This window comes from Flavobacterium sp. (genome assembly GCF_044361015.1).
Taxonomy (GTDB): Bacteria; Bacteroidota; Bacteroidia; order Flavobacteriales; family Flavobacteriaceae; genus Flavobacterium.
In genome coordinates, this window is sequence record NZ_JBIKJL010000043.1 from 1 (window position 1) to 20545 (window position 20545).

At 33.7% G+C, this 20545-nt stretch carries 18 protein-coding genes and 1 tRNA gene; 7 read left to right on the plus strand and 12 right to left on the minus strand.

Annotation, left to right across the window (positions count from 1 at the left end; genetic code table 11):
• Positions 1-298 precede the first annotated feature (298 nt).
• From ACIQ2Z_RS10055 to mnmE, 3 genes are all read right to left on the minus strand, one after another.
• A tRNA-Tyr gene (locus tag ACIQ2Z_RS10055) sits at positions 299-380 on the minus strand.
• A 151-nt stretch (positions 381-531) separates the two neighbouring features.
• On the minus strand, positions 532-1665 hold the full coding sequence (locus ACIQ2Z_RS10060) for a redoxin domain-containing protein (protein WP_396184011.1): 1134 nt from the start codon (positions 1663-1665) through the stop codon (positions 532-534).
• 78 nt (positions 1666-1743) lie between these two features.
• Positions 1744-3165 carry a tRNA uridine-5-carboxymethylaminomethyl(34) synthesis GTPase MnmE gene (gene mnmE / locus ACIQ2Z_RS10065; protein ID WP_396184012.1) on the minus strand — a complete coding sequence of 474 codons (1422 nt, stop codon included), beginning with the start codon at positions 3163-3165 and terminating at the stop codon, positions 1744-1746.
• 171 nt (positions 3166-3336) lie between these two features.
• Between mnmE and ACIQ2Z_RS10070 the strand changes: the two genes are divergently transcribed.
• Positions 3337-4176 carry a universal stress protein gene (locus ACIQ2Z_RS10070; protein WP_396184013.1) on the plus strand — a complete coding sequence of 280 codons (840 nt, stop codon included), beginning with the start codon at positions 3337-3339 and terminating at the stop codon, positions 4174-4176.
• A gap of 73 nt (positions 4177-4249) precedes the next feature.
• On the opposite strand, the gene dnaN is transcribed toward ACIQ2Z_RS10070, so the two are convergent.
• The 5 genes from dnaN to ACIQ2Z_RS10095 form a co-directional block, all read right to left on the minus strand.
• A complete protein-coding gene (gene dnaN, locus ACIQ2Z_RS10075) occupies positions 4250-5368 on the minus strand; it encodes a DNA polymerase III subunit beta (RefSeq protein ID WP_396184014.1) in 1119 nt (372 codons plus the stop codon).
• Between the two features lie 72 nt (positions 5369-5440).
• Positions 5441-7105, minus strand: a complete 1665-nt coding sequence (gene gldG / locus ACIQ2Z_RS10080; RefSeq protein WP_396184015.1) for a gliding motility-associated ABC transporter substrate-binding protein GldG — start codon at positions 7103-7105, stop codon at positions 5441-5443.
• Positions 7105-7830, minus strand: coding sequence for a gliding motility-associated ABC transporter permease subunit GldF (gene gldF / locus ACIQ2Z_RS10085; RefSeq protein WP_396184016.1), 726 nt, complete (start codon positions 7828-7830; stop codon positions 7105-7107). The genes gldG and gldF overlap by 1 nt, the downstream gene beginning before the upstream one ends.
• A gap of 68 nt (positions 7831-7898) precedes the next feature.
• On the minus strand, positions 7899-8195 hold the full coding sequence (locus ACIQ2Z_RS10090; RefSeq protein ID WP_396184017.1) for a putative quinol monooxygenase: 297 nt from the start codon (positions 8193-8195) through the stop codon (positions 7899-7901).
• Positions 8196-8201: 6 nt separating this feature from the next.
• Positions 8202-9029, minus strand: coding sequence for an S-adenosyl-l-methionine hydroxide adenosyltransferase family protein (locus ACIQ2Z_RS10095; protein WP_396184018.1), 828 nt, complete (start codon positions 9027-9029; stop codon positions 8202-8204).
• A 106-nt stretch (positions 9030-9135) separates the two neighbouring features.
• Between ACIQ2Z_RS10095 and ACIQ2Z_RS10100 the strand changes: the two genes are divergently transcribed.
• From ACIQ2Z_RS10100 to ACIQ2Z_RS10110, 3 genes are all read left to right on the plus strand, one after another.
• Positions 9136-10086, plus strand: coding sequence for a PhoH family protein (locus tag ACIQ2Z_RS10100; RefSeq protein WP_396184019.1), 951 nt, complete (start codon positions 9136-9138; stop codon positions 10084-10086).
• A 371-nt stretch (positions 10087-10457) separates the two neighbouring features.
• Complete coding sequence (locus ACIQ2Z_RS10105; protein ID WP_396184020.1) at positions 10458-11417, plus strand: phosphoribosylaminoimidazolesuccinocarboxamide synthase; 960 nt, start codon at positions 10458-10460, stop codon at positions 11415-11417.
• A 252-nt stretch (positions 11418-11669) separates the two neighbouring features.
• The gene (locus tag ACIQ2Z_RS10110; protein WP_396184027.1) at positions 11670-11960 is read left to right on the plus strand and encodes an ankyrin repeat domain-containing protein; all 291 of its coding nucleotides are present in this window, start codon (positions 11670-11672) and stop codon (positions 11958-11960) included.
• A gap of 52 nt (positions 11961-12012) precedes the next feature.
• Here ACIQ2Z_RS10110 and ACIQ2Z_RS10115 read toward each other — a convergent pair whose 3' ends face one another.
• The 4 genes from ACIQ2Z_RS10115 to ACIQ2Z_RS10130 form a co-directional block, all read right to left on the minus strand.
• Positions 12013-13284, minus strand: coding sequence for an adenylosuccinate synthase (locus ACIQ2Z_RS10115; RefSeq protein WP_396184021.1), 1272 nt, complete (start codon positions 13282-13284; stop codon positions 12013-12015).
• A 36-nt stretch (positions 13285-13320) separates the two neighbouring features.
• Positions 13321-13767 (minus strand): Fur family transcriptional regulator, encoded by a 447-nt coding sequence (locus ACIQ2Z_RS10120; RefSeq protein WP_290861758.1) that lies wholly within the window; start codon positions 13765-13767, stop codon positions 13321-13323.
• A gap of 99 nt (positions 13768-13866) precedes the next feature.
• Entirely contained in the window at positions 13867-16089 is a 2223-nt protein-coding gene (locus ACIQ2Z_RS10125) for a RelA/SpoT family protein (RefSeq protein ID WP_396184022.1), read from the minus strand.
• Between the two features lie 77 nt (positions 16090-16166).
• Positions 16167-16472 carry a hypothetical protein gene (locus ACIQ2Z_RS10130; RefSeq protein ID WP_396184023.1) on the minus strand — a complete coding sequence of 102 codons (306 nt, stop codon included), beginning with the start codon at positions 16470-16472 and terminating at the stop codon, positions 16167-16169.
• A 223-nt stretch (positions 16473-16695) separates the two neighbouring features.
• On the opposite strand from ACIQ2Z_RS10130, the gene ACIQ2Z_RS10135 reads away from it, so the two are divergent.
• The 3 genes from ACIQ2Z_RS10135 to ACIQ2Z_RS10145 all read left to right on the plus strand — a co-directional run bounded on the left by ACIQ2Z_RS10135 (position 16696) and on the right by ACIQ2Z_RS10145 (position 20311).
• Positions 16696-17247 carry a hypothetical protein gene (locus ACIQ2Z_RS10135; protein WP_396184024.1) on the plus strand — a complete coding sequence of 184 codons (552 nt, stop codon included), beginning with the start codon at positions 16696-16698 and terminating at the stop codon, positions 17245-17247.
• A 163-nt stretch (positions 17248-17410) separates the two neighbouring features.
• Positions 17411-18055 (plus strand): hypothetical protein, encoded by a 645-nt coding sequence (locus ACIQ2Z_RS10140; RefSeq protein WP_396184025.1) that lies wholly within the window; start codon positions 17411-17413, stop codon positions 18053-18055.
• Positions 18056-18307: 252 nt separating this feature from the next.
• Positions 18308-20311: a hypothetical protein gene (locus ACIQ2Z_RS10145; protein ID WP_396184026.1), complete on the plus strand. Its 2004-nt coding sequence runs from the start codon at positions 18308-18310 to the stop codon at positions 20309-20311.
• The last annotated feature ends 234 nt before the right edge of the window (positions 20312-20545 follow it).

A 20545-nucleotide genomic window follows, 5' to 3' on the forward strand; every position in this document is an offset into this window, starting at 1 on the left:
TTTATTTGTGGTAAGGTTTCTTTTTTTTCAAAAGACTAGAGTGTTAAGTTTAAACAGGATTACCTTCGGTGAGCCTGAAAGGGGAAACCTTACCCAAAACAAAAACTCCCAATACTTACAAAAGCGAATTTATGCTATTTATTTATTTGTGGTAAGGTTTCTTTTTTTTCAAAAGACTAGAGTGTTAAGTTTAAACAGGATTACCTTCGGTGAGCCTGAAAGGGGAAACCTTACCCAAAACAAAAACTCCCAATACTTACAAAAGCGAGCTTTTGACGTAATGGGAGTTTTTGTTTTGTGGGGAGAGCAGGATTCGAACCTGCGAAGATGTAATCAGCGGATTTACAGTCCGCCCTCGTTGGCCGCTTGAGTATCTCCCCGCTGCTTACGCGATTGCAAATATAAAATTGTTTTTACATTGTGCAAACCTTTTTCAAGGTTAATTTCGATTAATTTATAAGCGTTTGGATATGATTAAAATAAAAAAATCCCCTGCGTAGGGGATTTTTAAATTTTATGGAAAGAGATGAATTAAGAACCTAATAATTCTTGAACTTTCGCTTTTAATTCTTCACCTCTTAAATCTTTTGCTACAATTTTACCGTTAGCATCTAATAAATAGGTTGCCGGAATAGACTGTACATTATATTTTTTAGCAATTGGGTCATTCCAATATTGTAAGTTAGAAACTTGTGTCCAAGTTAATTTATCGGCAGCAATGGCTTCTTTCCATTTTTGAGCATCTCCTTCTTTGTCTAGGGAAACGCCAATTATATTTAATCCTTTATCATGAAATTCAGCATATAGAGCAACTACATTAGGATTTTCTTTTCTACATGGTGCACACCATGATGCCCAAAAATCAACAATAGTCACTTTTCCTAACGATTCTTTTAATGAAACCATTTTTCCTTCCGGATTTGGAGCAGAAAATTCAGGAGCTGCTTTTCCAACTTCGGCAGCATTATGGTTAGCAATCATTTCGCCAATTTTTTTACCCGGTTTAGTTTCCTGAACTGATTTATCTAGATTGGTATAGATTCTTTTGATTTTTTCAATGTCGGCATTTGGTTGATAGAACATGTTTTCTAACATCAAAACACTGATAAATGCTTTCGGATTTTCTTCAGAATATTTTACATTATAGGCATTTAGTTCTTCTTGTAATTTTGTGAAACCATCTTTCAACGCATTAACGGTAACAGTATCATTACTTTGGATAGCCGTTTGCATTTTATCCATATTATTTTTTCTATACCCTGCAATTTTCTTTTGAATTGCTCCTTGTTCTTTATTGTATTTAGAAAATTGGTCGTTGTTAAATGTTCCACCAATTTCTGTTTTATTGACACTGTCTTTGTAAATTTTCATATTGATTTCACCGTTTTCTAAAATGAAAACAGCCTTACCTTGAACGGTTTCTACTTGAACAAAACGCAATTCCGGTTCGGTCGTTGTACCTTTGAATTCGAATTTTCCATCTTTAATTATGGCAGAATCAGTAGCTTTTAAACCCATTCCGGTTTCATCTTGTGTTTCAAGAATGGCTAATTTTCCGTTTTCAATTCCGTCTACCGTTCCTTTGATTACGAATTCGTTTTCTCCTAAATTATTACAACTTATAAATGCAGCTGCAGCAAAAAGTAATACAACTATTTTTTTCATGATTATGTTTAAATTATTTTGAGTGCAAAAGTATTTAAAAAAAGGGATTTATGCGATATGTATTAACTTTTTTTTGGGTTACTTCCCAATACAGAAATTAGCAAAAATATTCCCCAGCAATTCATCATTAGTAACTTCACCGGTAATTTCTCCAAAATGATATAACGCTTCTCTAATGTCTATTGCCATTAAGTCAGAGGAAAGATTGGCTTCTAATCCCCATTTCACTTTTTGAATTTCTTCTAAAGCTTTTAAAAGAGAATCATAATGGCGTGTATTGGTAATGATGGTTTCATTATTGCGTAAAGCACCGGTGTTGACAAAAGAGAGTAGGGTTTGCTTGAGTTCATCGATGCCTTCTTTGTTTTTAGCAGAGATAAAAAGAGTTTGTTGTTGTTTGTTTTCGGTTGTTAGTTGTGTTTCTAACAGATGGAGCATTTCAGATGAAATCAAGTCTTTTTTATTGATAATCGTTAAAATTGTTTTATGGGGATATTTATTTCTTATTTGTTCAATCTCCATTTTCAATTGGTCAACTGACAACTGAGAACCGAAAAGGGACAACTGAGAACTATCAACTAAAAAAACAACGACCTGAGCCTGTTCAATTTTCTCAAACGTTTTTTTGATGCCAATACTTTCCACAACATCATTGGTTTCTCTTATTCCGGCAGTATCAATAAAACGGAATCCTATACCTTCGATGACTAATTCATCTTCAATGGTATCTCGGGTTGTACCTGCAATTTCTGAGACGATGGCCCGTTCTTCGTTTAATAAGGCATTTAACAAAGTAGATTTACCTACATTGGGTTCACCCACAATGGCAATTGGAATTCCATTTTTGATGACATTTCCTACAGAAAATGAATCGATTAATCGTTTTAAAACAAATTCAATTCTATTTAATAAATCATGAAATTGTATTCTGTCAGCAAATTCAACGTCTTCTTCAGCAAAATCTAATTCTAATTCAATCAGTGAAGCAAAATTTAATAGTTCTTCTCTTAATTTGGCAATTTCATTACTAAAGCCACCTCGCATTTGCTGCATGGCAATTTGGTGTGAGGCTTCATTATCAGACGAAATTAAATCGGCAACGGCTTCTGCCTGTGATAAATCAAGTTTACCATTTAAAAAAGCCCGTAAAGTAAATTCACCCGGCTGAGCCATTTTACATCCTTTACGAAGTAAAAGTTGAATAATTTGTTGTTGTATAAAAATCGAACCATGACACGAAATTTCTACCACATCTTCTCCGGTATAAGAATTTGGGTTTTTGAAAATTGAAAGCAAAACTTGGTCATATATTTTTGGACCATCTGCAACATATCCCAAATGAAGAGTATGTGTTTTTTGTTTATTGATGTCTTTTCCTGAAACGGATTGAAAAACGAGGGAAGCAATTAGTATTGAATTTTTACCGGAAATTCTAATTACAGCGATAGCTCCGGCACCGGAGGGTGTAGCTAAAGCAACAATCGTTTCATTTGGAATCATAGCAATCGGATTTTGTTGTAAAATTAGCAATAATTAATGAAACACGATGGAAATATAAGACTTTTGGACTGTGTTAAATAGTTGTTATTAATGACATTTATCATACAATCTCCATGAAAATTTCGCTAAATTTACGCAAGTGAATTTCATATAATTTAAATAACAGAACTAATGAAACGTATTCTTTTTCCAACCGATTTTTCAGAAGCATCTAATAATGCGTTCATTTATGCTTTAAAATTAGCAGATGCAATTAAGGCGGAAGTAATTACACTTCACGCTTATGAGTTACCTCAATTACATATAGGGGGACTGCCAAGTACATTGAAAGAGGTTTATGACAGTATTGAACTAGAAAATTTTGAAAATTTCAAAGATCAAATTCCGGTTTTGAGAGATGTTGCAGAGAAATATCATTTGGGTCATGTAAAAATAAGTAATATACTAAAACACGGTGATTTAGTTTGGGCTATTAAAAAGGTTGTGCAAGAGGAGCACATTGATTATGTTGTAATGGGAACTAAAGGGGCAAGCGGTTTGAAAGAAACGTTTTTAGGATCTAATACCGGAAGTGTTATTACTGAAGTAGAATCTATCGTAATTGGTGTGCCAGAAGATTCTGATTTTACCGGAATCAATAATATAGTTTTTACAACAAGATTCCGTGAGAAAGATTTAAAAGCATTGAAAAAAATTATAGAATTGGCCAAATTATTTGAGGCTAAAATTCATTGTTTGTATATCAAAACTAAAAAATCGGATGTAAAACAAGTGGTGATTGAAGATTGGAAGTTTTTATTGAAAGGAGAAAATGTAGTCTTCCATATTTATGAAAGTGAAGATGTTAAATCTTCTATTTTGAATTTCATTGATTCTTATAATATTGATATGTTAACGATGCTTAATTATAAAAGAGGTTTCTTTGAAGAATTATTCAAACAAAGTTTGACTCAAAAACTTTCCTATCATGTGAATGTGCCTATTTTAGCTTTACACGAAAATACAATTTGATAATTAATTAATCAAAAAAAAGCACCTCATTATAATTTGATTGAGGTGCTTTATAATTTTTATTTGAAATGGTTTAATTATTCAACATAACCGGCATAACCAGCATAGTAATAACTTCTCCTTCGTCTAAACCATCAACGGGAGTTAATATTCCCGCACGATTTGGCAATGACATTTCTAATTGAATTTCATCAGAATGAAGATTGTTTAGCATTTCAGTTAGAAAACGCGAGTTAAAACCAATTTGTAAATCATCACCTTGGTAATCACAAGTCAATCGTTCTTCCGCTTTGTTAGAATAATCAATGTCTTCTGCGGATATATTTAATTCTGTTCCGGCAATTTTTAAACGAATTTGGTGTGTTGTTTTATTCGAGAAAATAGCAACACGACGCACAGAATTTAAAAATTGTGTTCTGTCAATGTGTAATAAATTTGGGTTTTCTTTTGGAATAACCGCTTCATAGTTTGGATATTTTCCATCAATCAAACGACAAACTAACATATAGCTATCAAACGAAAAAACGGCATTACTATCATTGTATTCAATTTTTACTTCGCTGTCTGAAACGCCTAAAATCCCTTTTAATATATTCAAAGGTTTTTTGGGCATTATAAAATCAGCTACTTCTGAAGCTTTTACATCTGTTCTTGAATATTTTACCAATTTATGAGCATCTGTGGCTACAAAAATCAAACCTTCCGGTGAAAATTGGAAAAACACACCAGACATTACCGGACGTAAATCGTCATTTCCGGCTGCAAAAATAGTTTTGCTGATTGCTGTTGCTAAAACTTCAGCAGGAACAACAGTTGAAGATGGATCGTCTAAAATTACTGATTTTGGAAATTCATCTCCAGGAGAATAAGCCAAGGCATATTTACCGGAATTAGAACTAATCTCAATTGTGCTGTTTTCCTCAACAGTAAAAGTTAAAGGTTGTTCAGGAAACGTTTTTAATATTTCTAACAATAATTTTGCCGGTACAGCAACGCTTCCCTGACTGGTGCTGTCAATTTCTAAAGTAGCAGACATAGTAGTTTCTAAATCAGAAGCAGAAACAATCAAACGATTATTGTCTAATTCAAAAAGGAAATTATCTAAAATAGGTAAGGTATTGCTGCTATTAATTACACTACCTAAAACTTGTAATTGTTTTAATAAATATGAACTCGATACTATAAACTTCATTTCGGTTTTTATTTTTATATCCCACAAATATAAAGGTAACTATTCAAACAAAAAAATGTATTTTATTAACATCTACTTTGCGTATTTTTTCTTTCTGAAAAAAAAGAACAATACGCCAAATAAGAGGAGTACAATCAGTGGTAATCCAACAGTTATAACCTGAATTTGGGAATAATTTTTACTGACTTTATCTTTGTCCAGGAAAGCCAATGTAATCTCTTTGTTTCTAATGTTAATAAGTCCGGTATCGTCTAGTAAATAATTCATGGCATTGAGCAGAAATTCTTTGTTGCCATAAACTTGTTGGGTCCATTGGTCAATGCCATTCAATAGTGGTTTTTTATTGACATAATTGTAATTAACAATATCTCCGTCGGCTATAACAATCATTTTATTTTCAATTCCTGAATCTAACTCTTTTGTTAGAGTGAATGGTTTAACACGATTTTTAAAAGCGGAATTGAATTTACCTTCTAACAAAACCCCAATAGTTTGATTTCCTTTTGAAAAGTCTTCCTCATTCAAGTTATCCATAAATTGATACAGATTAACTTCTAAGGGAGCTCCAACAGCTTTTGATTGAGCAGAACTTTTCAGCAAAACAGTTTTTTTAATACCATTTTTAAGGGTGTCAATTGTGTTTGCAAATTCCAACTTCACTAAATTGATGTTTTTAGTAATGGAATGATTGTCTTCCGATTTAATAATGGGAGAATACAACCAATCAATCGGGACATCACCTTGTGCGGATTGAGCTGTTATAGGGGTAGAAAGCAAATCCTGAACCAATTGGTAATTGATACGGATGCCGTATTTAAAAAACAAATCATCTAAATTCAACTCTCTTGGATAGGCCAAAGCTGAATTGTTCTCTGTTTTAAGTGAATCAATATCCATCACAACCTTGTCTATCAACCACATGCTTTTTCCGCCATTCATCACATATTGGTCTAAGATATATTTTTCTTTGTCTGAAAAAGCTTCCGTTGGTTTGGTTATAATAGTGGCATCAAATCGATTTAAATTTTCTAAAATCTTTTGCGGATTTTCCTGAAGTGAGTCGAGGTTAAATTCGCCTAATTGATAATACTCTTTTAAGTTTAACAAAAAATCGGCTTGGTATTTATCGCCTATTTCTCCATTTCCTTTTAAAACAGCAATTTTTTTCTGTTTTCCTGAGGTTATTTTTGTAATGGCATCAGCAAAAGCAAATTCTAATAATTGAACTGATTTAGTTATGTTTTCTGAGGGTGAATTACCAAAATTATTGACTAATAAAGGAACACGAACGGACTTTTGACCTTGATTGGCAATTGCCCAAGGGAAAATTTGTATCAGTTCTTTTTTACCGTTTTTGTTACTGTTGATGTTGGTTGGTGTAAAACCTAAACTAACCAATTCTTGAACATATTGTTCTGCTTTGCTTTCGTCTTCTATGGGGTTATTAAATTGAAAAATCAAGTTGGAATTATAACTGCGGAACTCTTCTAAGATTTGTTTAGTCTCATTTTGAAGACGTTTAAACTCCGGTGGAAATTGACCGTCTAAAAAAACATCAATAAAAATGGGTTCTTTGATTTCTTTTATTAATTGAATGGTAGTTTCTGAAAGAGTATATCGTTTGTCGTGTGTTAAATCAAATCGTTTGAAATAAAAATTTCCAATGATGTTGAGTACAATCACTAACATGAAAAGCAAAAATAACTGTTGCAGGTTTTTCTTAGTTTGAGTTTTCATTAGTTTTTCAAGGATTTAAGTTGATAAACTGTTCCTGCCAAAAATAGTACGGTCACACTACTGAAATATAAAACATCTCGAGTGTCAATCACACCGCGACTGATACTTTTATAATGATAATCCATTCCAATTGCTGAAACCACATCTGCAAAAGAAGCAGTAAAAGCGGCTATTCCTTCAAAACCAAAATAAAAAAAGAAACATAAAAATACCGAAAGAATAAAGGCAACAATTTGATTTTCAGATAATGTAGAAGTAAATATCCCTATAGCGGTATAAGATGCTACCAAAAACAATAAGCCTAAATAAGAGCCAATCGTTGTGCCAAGGTCTAAATTGCCTTCTGGTAAGCCGTATTTTGAAACAACAAAAACATAAACCAGTGTGGGAACTAAAGCAAAAATAATTAATAGAAAAGCACCTAAAAATTTACCGTTTACAATTTGCCAGCTCGTTAAAGGTTTGGTTAATAATAATTCAATGGTTCCTTGTTTTTTTTCATCTGAAAAACTCCTCATGGTTACTGCCGGAATCAGAAAAATTAAAATCCAAGGAGCCAAAGTAAAAAACGGATTCAAATCGGCAAATCCACTGTTTGCTATATTAAAATCACCCTCAAAAACCCAAAGGAAAAGACCATTGAGCAATAAGAAAATGGCAATTACTAAATAGCCAATTGGTGAGCCGAAAAAGGTTTTTATTTCTCTGAAAAGTATTGCTTTCATTTACTTTATTTTTTTGTTTAAAAGTTTATAGTTTATGGGTTTAAAAGTTTGAGTGTTTTAAGCTACTATTAAACTAAAGAAACTAATTTATTGGCACTCCAAGCTTCCGGTTTAGCATTAAAAAGTTGCTTGGTAAACTGCCATACATCATAAAATAATTCCGAATTTCTGTAATTTTCTAAATCAATTTCGGTTTCCCAATAACTGTAAGTAAAAAACAATTCCGGATTATTTTTATCTTGATACAATTCTAACAAACGATTTCCGGGTACATTTCGTATTTTTTCTTTCATCAATTCAAAATTTTCCAAAAACTTTGGAATATGTTCGGAATGAAAACTCATTTTTACGATTCGCACAAACATGGTAACTTATTTAAAATTAATAGTAATAGTATCTCGATAGCTAAAGCCTAACAAACTAGAGGCACTACCCACTGTTTTAGGATTACTTCTAAAAATAGCAATTTCTAAGAAGCCGGCTTCATTGAAAATAGCTAATTTTTCTCCTTCATAATATTTAATTGGAAATTTATCTGAAATGGCTACAGAAGAATAATTGGGCAAAATGGTTTTTATCGATTTTGGTTTCATTACAATTTCATACGTTCGGCCTTTACTCAATTCCAGGAATTGTTTTTTAGAAATATTGAATACTATATTTCCAAAATGATCAATGTAAATCACATTCCCTTTAATCGAATTTCCGTCTTTAGAAACTATCGGTTGAAAATCAGTAATTGATTTTAATTCGGTAATTTCTTTTCCAATTACGTTCAAAGTTCCGCCTTTTGCTAAATGACAAGCAACAGTTTTAAACACATCCATATCAGTTGCATTTTCCGGTAATCGGTCGTGAATGTTGATGGCTACAATCTTTTGTGGAAGGATTCGTTGCGTTAACATACTCAAAATACCGTTATCGGCACAAACAAAGAATTGGTCATTCCATTGCATGGCAAGATGTTCGTTTTCTGTGTTTCGTTCCGCATCAACACCTATTAAATGAACAGTTCCTTTGGGGAAATTTGCGAAGGAAGCCTGAAGAATATAACTTGCTTCAGCAATATTAAAGGGGTCTATTTCATGCGATATGTCAATTATTTTAGCATCAGGAAATTCAGAGATGATTTTACCTTTCAAAGCACCAACAAAATGGTCTTTGAGTCCGTAATCCGTCGTTAAAGTAATTATTGACATCTTTTTGTTTATAACTATTCGTAAAACCTACGAACTTTTTTGTTTAAATTTGAGTGATGCAAATCTAGTAATTAAAAACTATTTTTTAATTTTAAAACAACTGCTTTTGAACGAAAGAATCATCGAATTACACGACATTGCCCCAAAAGAGTTTTGGGGAGCTCAAGATTCTCATCTTGAAACAATCAAAAAGTACTATCCGAAGCTAAAAATTGTAGCCCGAGGAACCACCTTGAAGGCTTATGGCGAGAAGGAAGTATTAGATGAGTTTGAAAATCGTTTTAATCGCCTGATGCTCCATTTTACACGTTACAATAACATTGATACCAATGTGATTGATCGTGTGATACAAAGTAATTCGGCTGAAGAGCACAAAATGCATGACCATGACAAAATTTTAGTACATGGTATTGGAGGAAAATTAATCAAAGCCATGACGCCAAACCAACAGTTAATGGTTGATTTGATTTATAAAAATGACATGGTTTTTGCTGTTGGTCCTGCCGGAACGGGTAAAACATATACCGGCGTAGCATTAGCTGTAAAAGCCTTGAAAGAAAAACAAGTTAAGCGAATTATTTTAACCCGTCCCGCCGTAGAGGCAGGTGAAAATTTAGGTTTTTTGCCCGGGGATATGAAAGAAAAACTTGATCCGTATATGCAACCGTTATACGATGCATTGCGTGATATGTTGCCGCCACAAACATTGGAAGATTATATTTTAAAAGGAATTATTCAAATTGCGCCTTTAGCTTTTATGCGTGGAAGAACATTAGACAATGCGTTTGTCATTTTAGATGAAGCTCAAAATACGACTCATTCTCAAATGAAAATGTTTTTAACTAGGATGGGTAAGAATGCAAAATTTATTATTACCGGTGATCCCGGTCAGGTAGATTTACCACGAAGAACAATATCAGGTTTAAAAGAAGCCATATTGATTTTAAAAGATGTGGATGGTATTGGTATTTTATACTTAGATGATAAAGATATCGTTCGTCATCGATTAGTCAAAAAAGTGATTGATGCCTATAAAAGTATTGAAAATTTGGATTAATCTTAAGAAACTAGAAATAGGTTAATTTGCTTATAAGATTTTATTAATTAAGCCTCATAGGTGTTTTATTTGTATGAGGTTTATTTTTTTATTTTATGAAGAAAAAATATTTTATTTATTCAATTCTAGTTTGTTTTCTTTTAGTAATTATCTTGTTTTATTCTATTGATTTTACTACCTCAATAATTCTGGGATGGCATATAACTATTTATCCAAGATGGATTTTAGCTTTGATTTCAATTGCTTTTATTGGATTTTTAGGATTACTAATTTTCATTGTAATTAAAATAATAAACTTGATTTTTAAATTAAATAATAAATAAAAAGTTAGTTATAATTTTTACTTTTGCACCACACAACAACACTACCTAATGAATACAATTACAACTACTAATTTTCAGTTTCCCAATCAAAAATCAGTTTATCACGGTAAAGTACGTGAAGTGTATAATATCAACGACGAGATTTTAGTCATGATAGCAACTGACCGTCTTTCAGCATTTGACGTGGTTATGCCAAAAGGAATTCCGTATAAAGGTCAAATTTTAAATCAAATTGCAACAAAATTCATGCAACTAACCGCTGATATTGTTCCCAATTGGTTAATTGCAACCCCTGATCCAAATGTGGCAGTGGGACATTTATGTGAACCTTTCAAAGTAGAAATGGTGATTCGTGGTTATCTTTCCGGACATGCAGCCCGCGAGTATGCCTTGGGTAAAAGAATTCTATGTGGAGTTCAAATGCCGGATGGTTTAAAGGAAAATGATCAATTTCCTCCCGAAACTACGGGACCAATTATAACACCAACAACTAAAGCAGCAAATGGTTCGCACGATGAAGATATTTCTCGGGAAGCTATTTTAGAACAAGGAATTGTAAGCGAAGAAGATTATTTGGTTTTAGAAAAATATACCCGTGCTTTGTACCAACGCGGAACGGAAATAGCAGCTTCAAGAGGATTGATTTTAGTAGATACTAAATATGAATTTGGAAAAACAAAAGAGGGACAGATAGTACTGATTGACGAAATTCACACACCGGATTCTTCCCGATATTTTTACTTAGAAGGTTATCAGGAAAGACAAAATAGCAACGAAGAACAAAAACAATTATCCAAAGAGTTTGTACGTCGCTGGTTAATTGAAAATGGATTTCAAGGAAAAGAAGGGCAACAAATTCCGAATATGTCTGAGGCTTATATCGAAACGGTTTCTGAGCGATATATAGAGTTGTATGAAAATATCTTAGGAGAAAAATTCCTGAAAGCAGATATTTCTAACATTCAGGAACGTATTGAAAAAAATGTTCTTGCCTATTTAGCCAAATAAAAACTTATTTATCAATAACTAAACCACGTTTTTACGTGGTTTAGTTATTTACTATTGTTAAAATTATGTTATAGATTCCTGATTTTGTAACATTTATATTTTGTTTTCGTCTACTCATATATATCAATCAATCAATCAAAAACGAACAGTATTAAAAAATCAGTTATTTATTTAGGAATTGCTCTTTTAGGTTTTGGAACATTTGCAAATGCTTTCAATGGTTCTGAAAAAACGCCAACAAAAGAAGTTGGAATTTATGCCAAATATTATGCTACTCCTTTATGTGTTGCCATCAGTAAGGGTGAAGTGGAAGTCGTCAGAAAATTTATTGTGTATGGTGCCAATGTAAATGAGAAAACAAACGGGTTAACTCCGTTGATGTATGCCCCCCGATATAATCAGGTGGAGATTATTAAAATTTTACTGGAAAAAGGGGCTGATGTAAAAGTGAAAGATGACAAAGGTTTTACAGCACTTGACCATGCGGAAAATTCAAAAGCAACGGAAGCGATTGCTGTTTTAAAAAATTATTTGAATTCATAATTAAAACTGGTTAGTTAAAAAAATCCCATCCGTTTTTGGATGGGATTTTTTGTTATTTTAAAATGGTTTGAGTCCTGTCAGGTCCTACGGAGACAACTTTAATACCTACTTCTATTTCTTTTTCAATGAATTCAATATATGTTTTTAACTCTGCCGGAAGTTCATCATAAGTGGTCATCCCGGTTAAGTCTGCTTGCCAACCTTTCATTTCGGTGTAAACTGGTTCAACATTTTCCGGTTCGATGTTATAAGGGAAATGTGTGATTTTTTGACCTTTGTATTGATATGCCGTACATACTTTCAAGGTTTTAAATCCGGAAAGAACATCACCTTTCATCATGTATAAACCGGTTACTCCATTTACTTGAACTGCGTATTTTAAGGCAACTAAATCTAACCATCCGCAACGTCTTTTTCTTCCTGTTACTGAGCCGAACTCATTTCCTACTTTTGCCATGACATCACCGGCTTCCTCAAAATCTTCTGTTGGAAACGGACCGCTGCCTACGCGAGTGGTATAGGCTTTGAATATGCCAAATACATTCTTTACTTTATTGGGAGCAATGCCTAATCCTGTGCAAGCACCTGCGGCTGTGGTGTTTGAAGAGGTGACAAAAGGATATGTTCCGAAATCTACGTCTAATAACGATCCTTGAGCACCTTCACAAAGAATGGTTTTGCCTGATTTTAAAGCCTGATTTAAATATTCTTCACTATCAATGAATTGTAATGATTTCAACACTTCGATGGAAGCGAAAAACTCTTCTTCCATTTCGGGTAGATTGTATTGTAGGTTTACATCATAAAAGGAAATCATAGCTTCATGCTTGTCTGCTAAGGCTCTGTATCGTTCGTTAAAATCAGCCATTTCGATATCGCCGACACGGATTCCGTTACGGCCGGTTTTATCCATATAAGTTGGGCCTATGCCTTTTAAGGTTGAACCGATTTTTGCTTTTCCTTTGGAGGCTTCAGAGGCTGCATCTAATAAACGGTGGGTAGGTAGAATTAAATGGGCTTTTCTGGAAATCAATAGTTTAGATTTGATATCCATGTTGAATTTTTCCAATCCTTCCAATTCTTTTTGAAATACGACTGGGTCTATCACGACTCCGTTGCCGATAATATTCATTGCATTTTTATGAAATATTCCGGAAGGGATGGTTCTTAGCACGTGTTTGATGCCATCAAACTCAAGTGTGTGTCCGGCATTTGGACCTCCTTGAAAACGAGCAATAATGTCGTATTTAGAGGTGAGTACGTCAACGATTTTTCCTTTTCCTTCATCTCCCCATTGCAGGCCGAGTAGTAAATCTACAGTCATTGTTTTTGTAAGTTGTTATAGTTAGGTTGTAGTTATTTATTCTTTAATTGCTTTTTTATTACCGTATAGATAAAGGGAATGATTGTGTATTTCAATTCCGAAGATGTCTTCAATGGTTTGTTTGATTTGTTGGATTCTTGGGTCACAAAATTCAATTACTTCACCGGTGTCGGTCATGATGATGTGATCGTGTTGTTTATCAAAGTATGACTTTTCGTAGTGAGCTTGGTTTTGACCAAATTGATGTCTGCGAACCAGACCACATTCTAATAACAATTCAATTGTGTTGTATAAAGTGGCACGACTAACGCGGTAGTTTTTGTTTTTCATTTTGATATACAACGATTCGATGTCAAAATGTTCTTTGTTGTTGTATATTTCTTGAAGGATTGCATAACGTTCGGGGGTTTTTCGATGCCCTTTTTGTTCCAAATACTTGGTAAAAACGTTTTTTACTACTTCTTGGTTTTTTATCGTTTCCATTATTATTTATATCTACAAAGATACACTATTTTTATATTTTGACTGTTTATGGCAATCAAGTTTCGCTTGAGATTATTAACAAATAGCTGTGAATAATTACTAGGATTTGGCATTGTTTACCCTTGTTACTTTGTCGATTCCGTCAATTTTTTTGATGTTTTCAATCAGGCGTTTCAAAATGGTGTTGTTTTGCACGACAACCGTGACCTGACCATTGAATATTCCGGCGTCGCCACTAAGGGAAATACTTTGAATGTTCACATTCATCTGGTTTGAGATTACCCTGGTGAGCTCATTGGTTAAACCAAGGCTGTCCATGCCGGTGATTCTTAATACGGCTTTGAAATCTTCTTGACTGGAGTCTATCCAACGGGCTTGAATGATGCGATAGGCATAATTGGATTGTAAACTAATGGCATTGGGACAATCTTTTTTGTGAATCTTGATGCCGTCATTGATGGTGAGGAAACCGAAAACATCATCGCCGGGAATGGGGTTGCAGCAACTGGAGAGTTTGTAGTCGAGTTTGTCTTGTTCTACTCCAAATACTAACATATCGAAGTTTTTGCTTAGCTCATTCTTTTGTATTTGTTCCGGAGCGACGGATGGGGATCGTTTTATCTTCTTGAAGAAGTTGATTAGCGAGTTGCTTTTTTGTGCGGCGTAATCTTTTAATTGTTGATTGTCGATGGTTCCCAGACCGATTCGATAGAAGAGGTCCAAACTGGTTTTGAGTTTAAAATAACTAACCAACTCATTTGTTGTTGTTTCGTTCAACGTGATTTTGAGGTGGCGTAGTTTCCGGTTAAGGAGTTCTTTTCCGTCTTCAGCGATTTTCTTAGTGTCTTCGTTGAGGACGTTTTTGATTTTATTCTTTGCCCTTGACGTGGTAACGTAATCTAACCAGTGTGAATTTGGTTTTTGATTGGGCGATGTGATGATTTCTATTTGGTCACCGCTATTCAACACATGGTTTAGGGGTACTAACTTTCCGTTTACGCGGGTGCCACGGGTTCTTACGCCTATTTCAGAGTGGATGCTGAAGGCGAAGTCCAGCGAAGTGGCTCCTTTAGGCAATGATTTAATTTCACCTTTTGGTGTGAATACGTATATTTCTTTGGAATAGAGGTTTAGCTTGAAGTCTTCTACAAAGTCAACGGCGTTTGAGGTTGAGTTTTCGAGGGCTTCTTTAAGTAAGTTCAACCAAGTGTCGAGGGTGTTCTCTTCAGAGATTCCTTGTTTGTATTTGTAGTGTGCGGCGTAACCTTTTTCGGCAATTTCGTCCATGCGTTCTGATCGGACTTGTATTTCTACCCAACGGCCTTTGGGTCCCATGACGGTGATGTGAAGGGCTTCATAACCGGTTGATTTGGGAGACGATATCCAGTCGCGTAATCGGCTGGGGCTGGGGCGATAATGGTCGGTGACGATGGAATATATTTTCCAAGCGACGAATTTTTCGTCGTGTTGGTTTGATTTATAAACGATTCGAAGGGCAAATTTGTCATATACTTCGTCGAAAGAGACACCTTGTGCCAGCATTTTGCGACGGATGGAGTAGATTGACTTTGGACGGCCTTTGATGGTGTATTCTATGCCTTCATCGTCTAACGATTTTTTAAGCACGTCGGAGATGGAGGTGATATAGGCTTCCTGTTCTTCTTTGCTTTCTTTCATTTTGCTCACGATGTCGGCATATACGTCCGGTTCGGTGTATTTGAGGCCTAAATCTTCGAGCTTCGATTTGATATTGTACAACCCTAATCGGTGGGCGAGGGGTGCATAAATGTATAACGTTTCCGAAGCGATTTTGGCTTGTTTATAATCCACCATTGACTCCATGGTTTGCATGTTATGGAGGCGGTCTGCGAGTTTGATGAGTATTACACGTACGTCATCGTTTAGTGTTAAGAGCATTTTGCGGAAGTTTTCCGCTTGCATGGATATTTCTTGGTCTGTTTTTACTTTGGCAATTTTGGTGAGGCCGTCAACAAGTTGTGCAATTTTTGGGTTGAACATTTTTTCGATTTCGTGAACGGTAATGGGGGAGTCCTCAACGACGTCGTGCATAAGTGCTGCGGCGATTGCTGTGGCTCCAAGTCCGATTTCGGCGGCAACGATTTTAGCCACGGCGATGGGGTGGAAGATGTAGGCTTCTCCGGAACGGCGTCGTTGATCTTTATGGGCATCAACGGCAACGTCAAACGCCTTTCGGATGATTTTTTTGTCTTCCGGGGTTAGGGTTTGGTAGCTGATGCGGAGTAACTCTTTGTATTCCTTAGCGATGGCTTTGTTTTCCTGTTCTATTTCAAGTTCTGTCATGGCGTTTTGTTCACTTACTAAAAGTAGGTCAAAGTTTTGAATTGTGCAAATTGATTTTTTTAGTTCTTTTAGTTTTTTTAGTTTTTGATTTCATAAGTTTTTCTTTTGTTAAAACCTATTTTAGGATAAGTCATGATGCCTTCGAAGACCAAAACGTTCGCTTTGAAGACCAAACACTTCGCTTCAAAGAGCAAAGAGTTGCCTTCAAAGAGCAAAGAGATGGCTTCAAACACCAAAGAGAAGCCTTCCGGAACCCAAGAGATGTTTTCCGCCAACAAAGAGTTGGCTTCAAAGAGCAAAGAGAAGCCTTCCGGAACCCAAGAGATGTTTTCCGCCAACAAAGAGTTGGCTTCAAAGAGCAAAGAGAAGCTTTCCGGAAGCAAAGAGAAGCTTTCCTATAACAAAGAGAAGACAATTTGAATACCAATAAATTAAAAGTCCTTTTGATGATTTGTAAGATTTTTTTATATCTTAGCTATATATAAAAGGATGACATTTGTCAGACCTATCCAACCCATTTTGGGGTGATAAGTATGATTTTGTCAGACCTATATACAAGTTAGTGGCAAGCTCACCGCAACTCTAAAATCTATAACAACAAAATACATGGCAGAACAACCAAACCCTTGGTGGAAAATAATCTTAGAAAATTGGTCGCAAATAACTGTACTTTTAGGAGTTTTTGGTTATGTCATTAAAACATTGACAGATTGGAAATTCAAAAAAAATGAAATTTCTTTTTCTAAAATTCAAGAAGCGAAAATATTAGAAATTAAATCATTTTATAAAAGTTACCAAGCTTTAGAAATATCCTTAAAGAATTTTATAAATCAAACTGAATTTGGTGAACATAAACACGAAATTTTCAATAAAATTAGAGAACAAATTAGAGAATGTTTTATTGATTTTGAATTCAACTGTATGACAGTTAAACTTTTTATTGAAAAATCCGAAATGAAAACAATTGATGAAATTTCAAAAATTTGTGAAACAATTAGAATTGACATTGAAAGATGGCATATATATAAAGATTCTAAAAGTCCACCAGCAGATTGGGACAAATTAGATGATATAAGAAATATCAGACTGGAAAAAACTCTTCCAACTTTAATAAAGAGAATCGAAAGTAGTTTGAGGAAAAGTTACAATGTAGATTAAAGCCAGCCACTAACAGCTACTACAACGGATTTGGGCAAGAGGCTTAATGGGAAAATGGTTTTGTATTGGGATGTTTAGTGATAACCGAAAAATAAATCTTAATTTAGAACCCAAACCCGCTGTAGTACCAGAACGTTATATGCCACTTTAGGACGACACGATAATGAAAGTAAACTTTGACATAAAAGACAATCACGCTATAGAAATTGCAGGACGACATATTGACCTACATAATAATTTTGACTTCGTTGGTTTTGACTACAATTTGGCTGACAGAGAAATTAAATTACATTGGAAAAAATCAAACGGTGATTGGATTGACAAAAACGAATTTTCAAGTTTGGTTTTGACACATAAAGGCGTGACCTTTTTGAGAGTTATTGAAAAAGACGAAAAAAGCATTAATGAAGACGATAGTTGTTTAGGAGAAATTACTTTTTTTCCTTCGACAGAAAGAGAAAAAAATGACAGCATTGTGTCACAATCAAAACCAAATGACGGTGACGACATTATTTATATGTTTGAAAATGGACAAAGGATAAGAATTCATTGCGAACAAATAGAGCTAAAAATATACAAAGACACAAACTTAAACTTGACAGTCACAAAGGACGAAGCCTTGGTTCTTTTTGAATTTTTAGCAAGGTTCAATCAAGCAGAACATCCAGAAATATTTGAAGACCAAGCAGAGCAAAAGACACTTTGGATTCTAGAAGGACAATTGGAAAAGCAATTAGTAGAACCTTTTAGACCCAATTACCAAGACATTATTAACGAAGCAAGAAATCAAATACGTGACGAGGAATGACAAGAAAAACGGCATATAACAGCACCTACAAGAAATTGGCGGTTCAGTACTTAAATGAAGCTTTGTGCTTCGTATCAAGTTTAGTGCTGGCAGACAGTTTAGTGCTACGAAATCCGCTTCTTCGCCAAGCGCCAAATTAGTGGCAATTTTATGAGACTCTACAAACACATAATATTCTTCTTGATATTCGGATTAATAAGTAATAATCTTTTTAGTCAGCGACACCCTATTTATGATATTGAGAAAAAAATAATGCAGGGCGACAAAAATGCTTTAATAGAAATTGCACAATATTTTGACAGCGAAAAAGAGCTAATAGAGTACTTAGGATATCATATAATTGAAACCAATGAAAACCAAGTTGCAAAAAGAATTGTCGAAGAGAATTGTTTGTTTACAGCAACTGAAATTTCCATTGACAATAAAACTTCAAAATCAGATTTTATAAATTTCCTAAACAGAAAGCTAAACGAAATAACATTTTCAAAGTTAGCAGATGCGTTTTTAATTACGCCTCTTGAAAAGAGACCTGTAAATATTGAATTTAGAGCTGCGACTGAAAACAAATTAAAAGACTTACAAAAAGCAAAAATTGAAATTCTAAATAAAGAATGGGTAAAGAATGCCAACATTGAAAATCTAATTCAAAAGAAAGACCCTAAATGTTTGCTAATTATTTCTTCAGAACTTTTCAAAATTCGTTATCGATTTAATGTACACCATTTTAATGAAAATGAATATATCGACTTGTTATCTTTATTGACAAACCTTGAATTTGGTGTAGAAAATGAGAAGAAAGAAATAAGTTGGCATATTGACAAAGATTTCTATCCCGAATCCTCATTAAACTTACTTATTTATTTATCAGCAAACTATAAAGATTTTGTTTGGGACGAGCAAAAAGGTAAGTTTGTAAATTCTAAAATTCAAATTACAAAACCAGATAAAGAAACAGAATTATTTCAACAATTAAATAATGAAAACGACACAATTGCTTTAAACGCCTTTACTGAATTAACGAATTGCAACCCAGAGCAAGTAATTAAATTGGCAAATGAATATAACGGAGCAAGAATTGAACACAATTATGCTGTAGGAACTTTTCCTTATAGATTCTTAAAACAATTAGTTCAATTGGTATCAGTTTATAAAGTAAACGAAATAAACTATAATTCTAATTCAAAAGTAAAACAGTACATAAATAATTTAAAAGCAGATATGTTGTTTAAAGACAGAAGAAAATTAGAAGATGAAATAATTAATAATCTTTCGCTAAATGATATTTCCTCATTTGAATATTGGGCCTTAATCAATGAAAATTTTTGGGATTTAACCTATTCAGCGGGCAGAATTTTAGATATTTTTTACTCAAATCATTTTGATGAAATTTTAAACAAGCCTGTTCAACTTGAATTATACCTTAAAAAATCCTCGTTGTTTGACGAACTTGGCATTATAGGAATTTGCAATAACTATTTAGTAAAATTTACAAACTTGAAAGATGCAGGTATAAGTAAATTAAACTCAATAGAAACTTCAGACAATGATGTGAAATTACAAATTGAAAAGGCAAAGAACATTTGTAATATTTCTTTAAAAGCCCCAAATGACACAAAAAAAATAAATGACGCAAACGATGATTTTAAAGTTGATAATATCAGACAAAGTATTTTGAATATAAGCAAAATTCAAGACCAAGAAAAAATGGAAGATTCGTTAACTGAATTTCTTTCTAAAATTTCTTATTATCAAATTGAGGAAGCCATAAAAGGAATTGAGCATATCGAGTTTAAAGAATCTAATTGGAAAAAATATTCATTTCTTGAACGAGATTTTGGTTTTTTTACTTATGATAACTTTGACACTGTAACGACAAGGATAGAATTTCTAAGAGATTATAAAAAGTATTCAGAGTTCGATTTGTACAAAAATATGTTATCAAAATCAGGTTTGAATTATTTCAATATTGATAAAACTTTAAACTATGACAAAATTTATGAAGCATTAAAATACAATGTAGTTGTTGCGTTTGTTGGAGGTGGAGGTGGAAAACAAGACAATGAAGTCTATTCAATTATCAAATTATTAGAATTGACAAACAAAACAACTTTAGGCTATCCAAAAAAAATATGCAATTCAAATGGTATTTATGGATGCGACTCACAAGACAGAGCAAACTATTGGATGCAATTCTTGGTTGACAATAAATTATTAAAAGAAGAACATAATGAACCTGTATCTTTTCACTATGAATAAAAAACTGCCACTAACAGGGGTTTTGCAAAAGTGGGGCATTTGTGCTAAATTCAAGCTTTGTGCATCTAATGAAGTTTAGTGCTGAAAATCCCCGCCTTCGCAAAGCGGCATTCCAAGATCAAATCCAAATTTTTAAGCTAAAAATTTATTCATTTCCACATAAGGCGTTCCTCTGTTAATTGTTGCAAATACCCTTGATACGATTTTGTTTCTGATTATGTTTAAAACTACCAT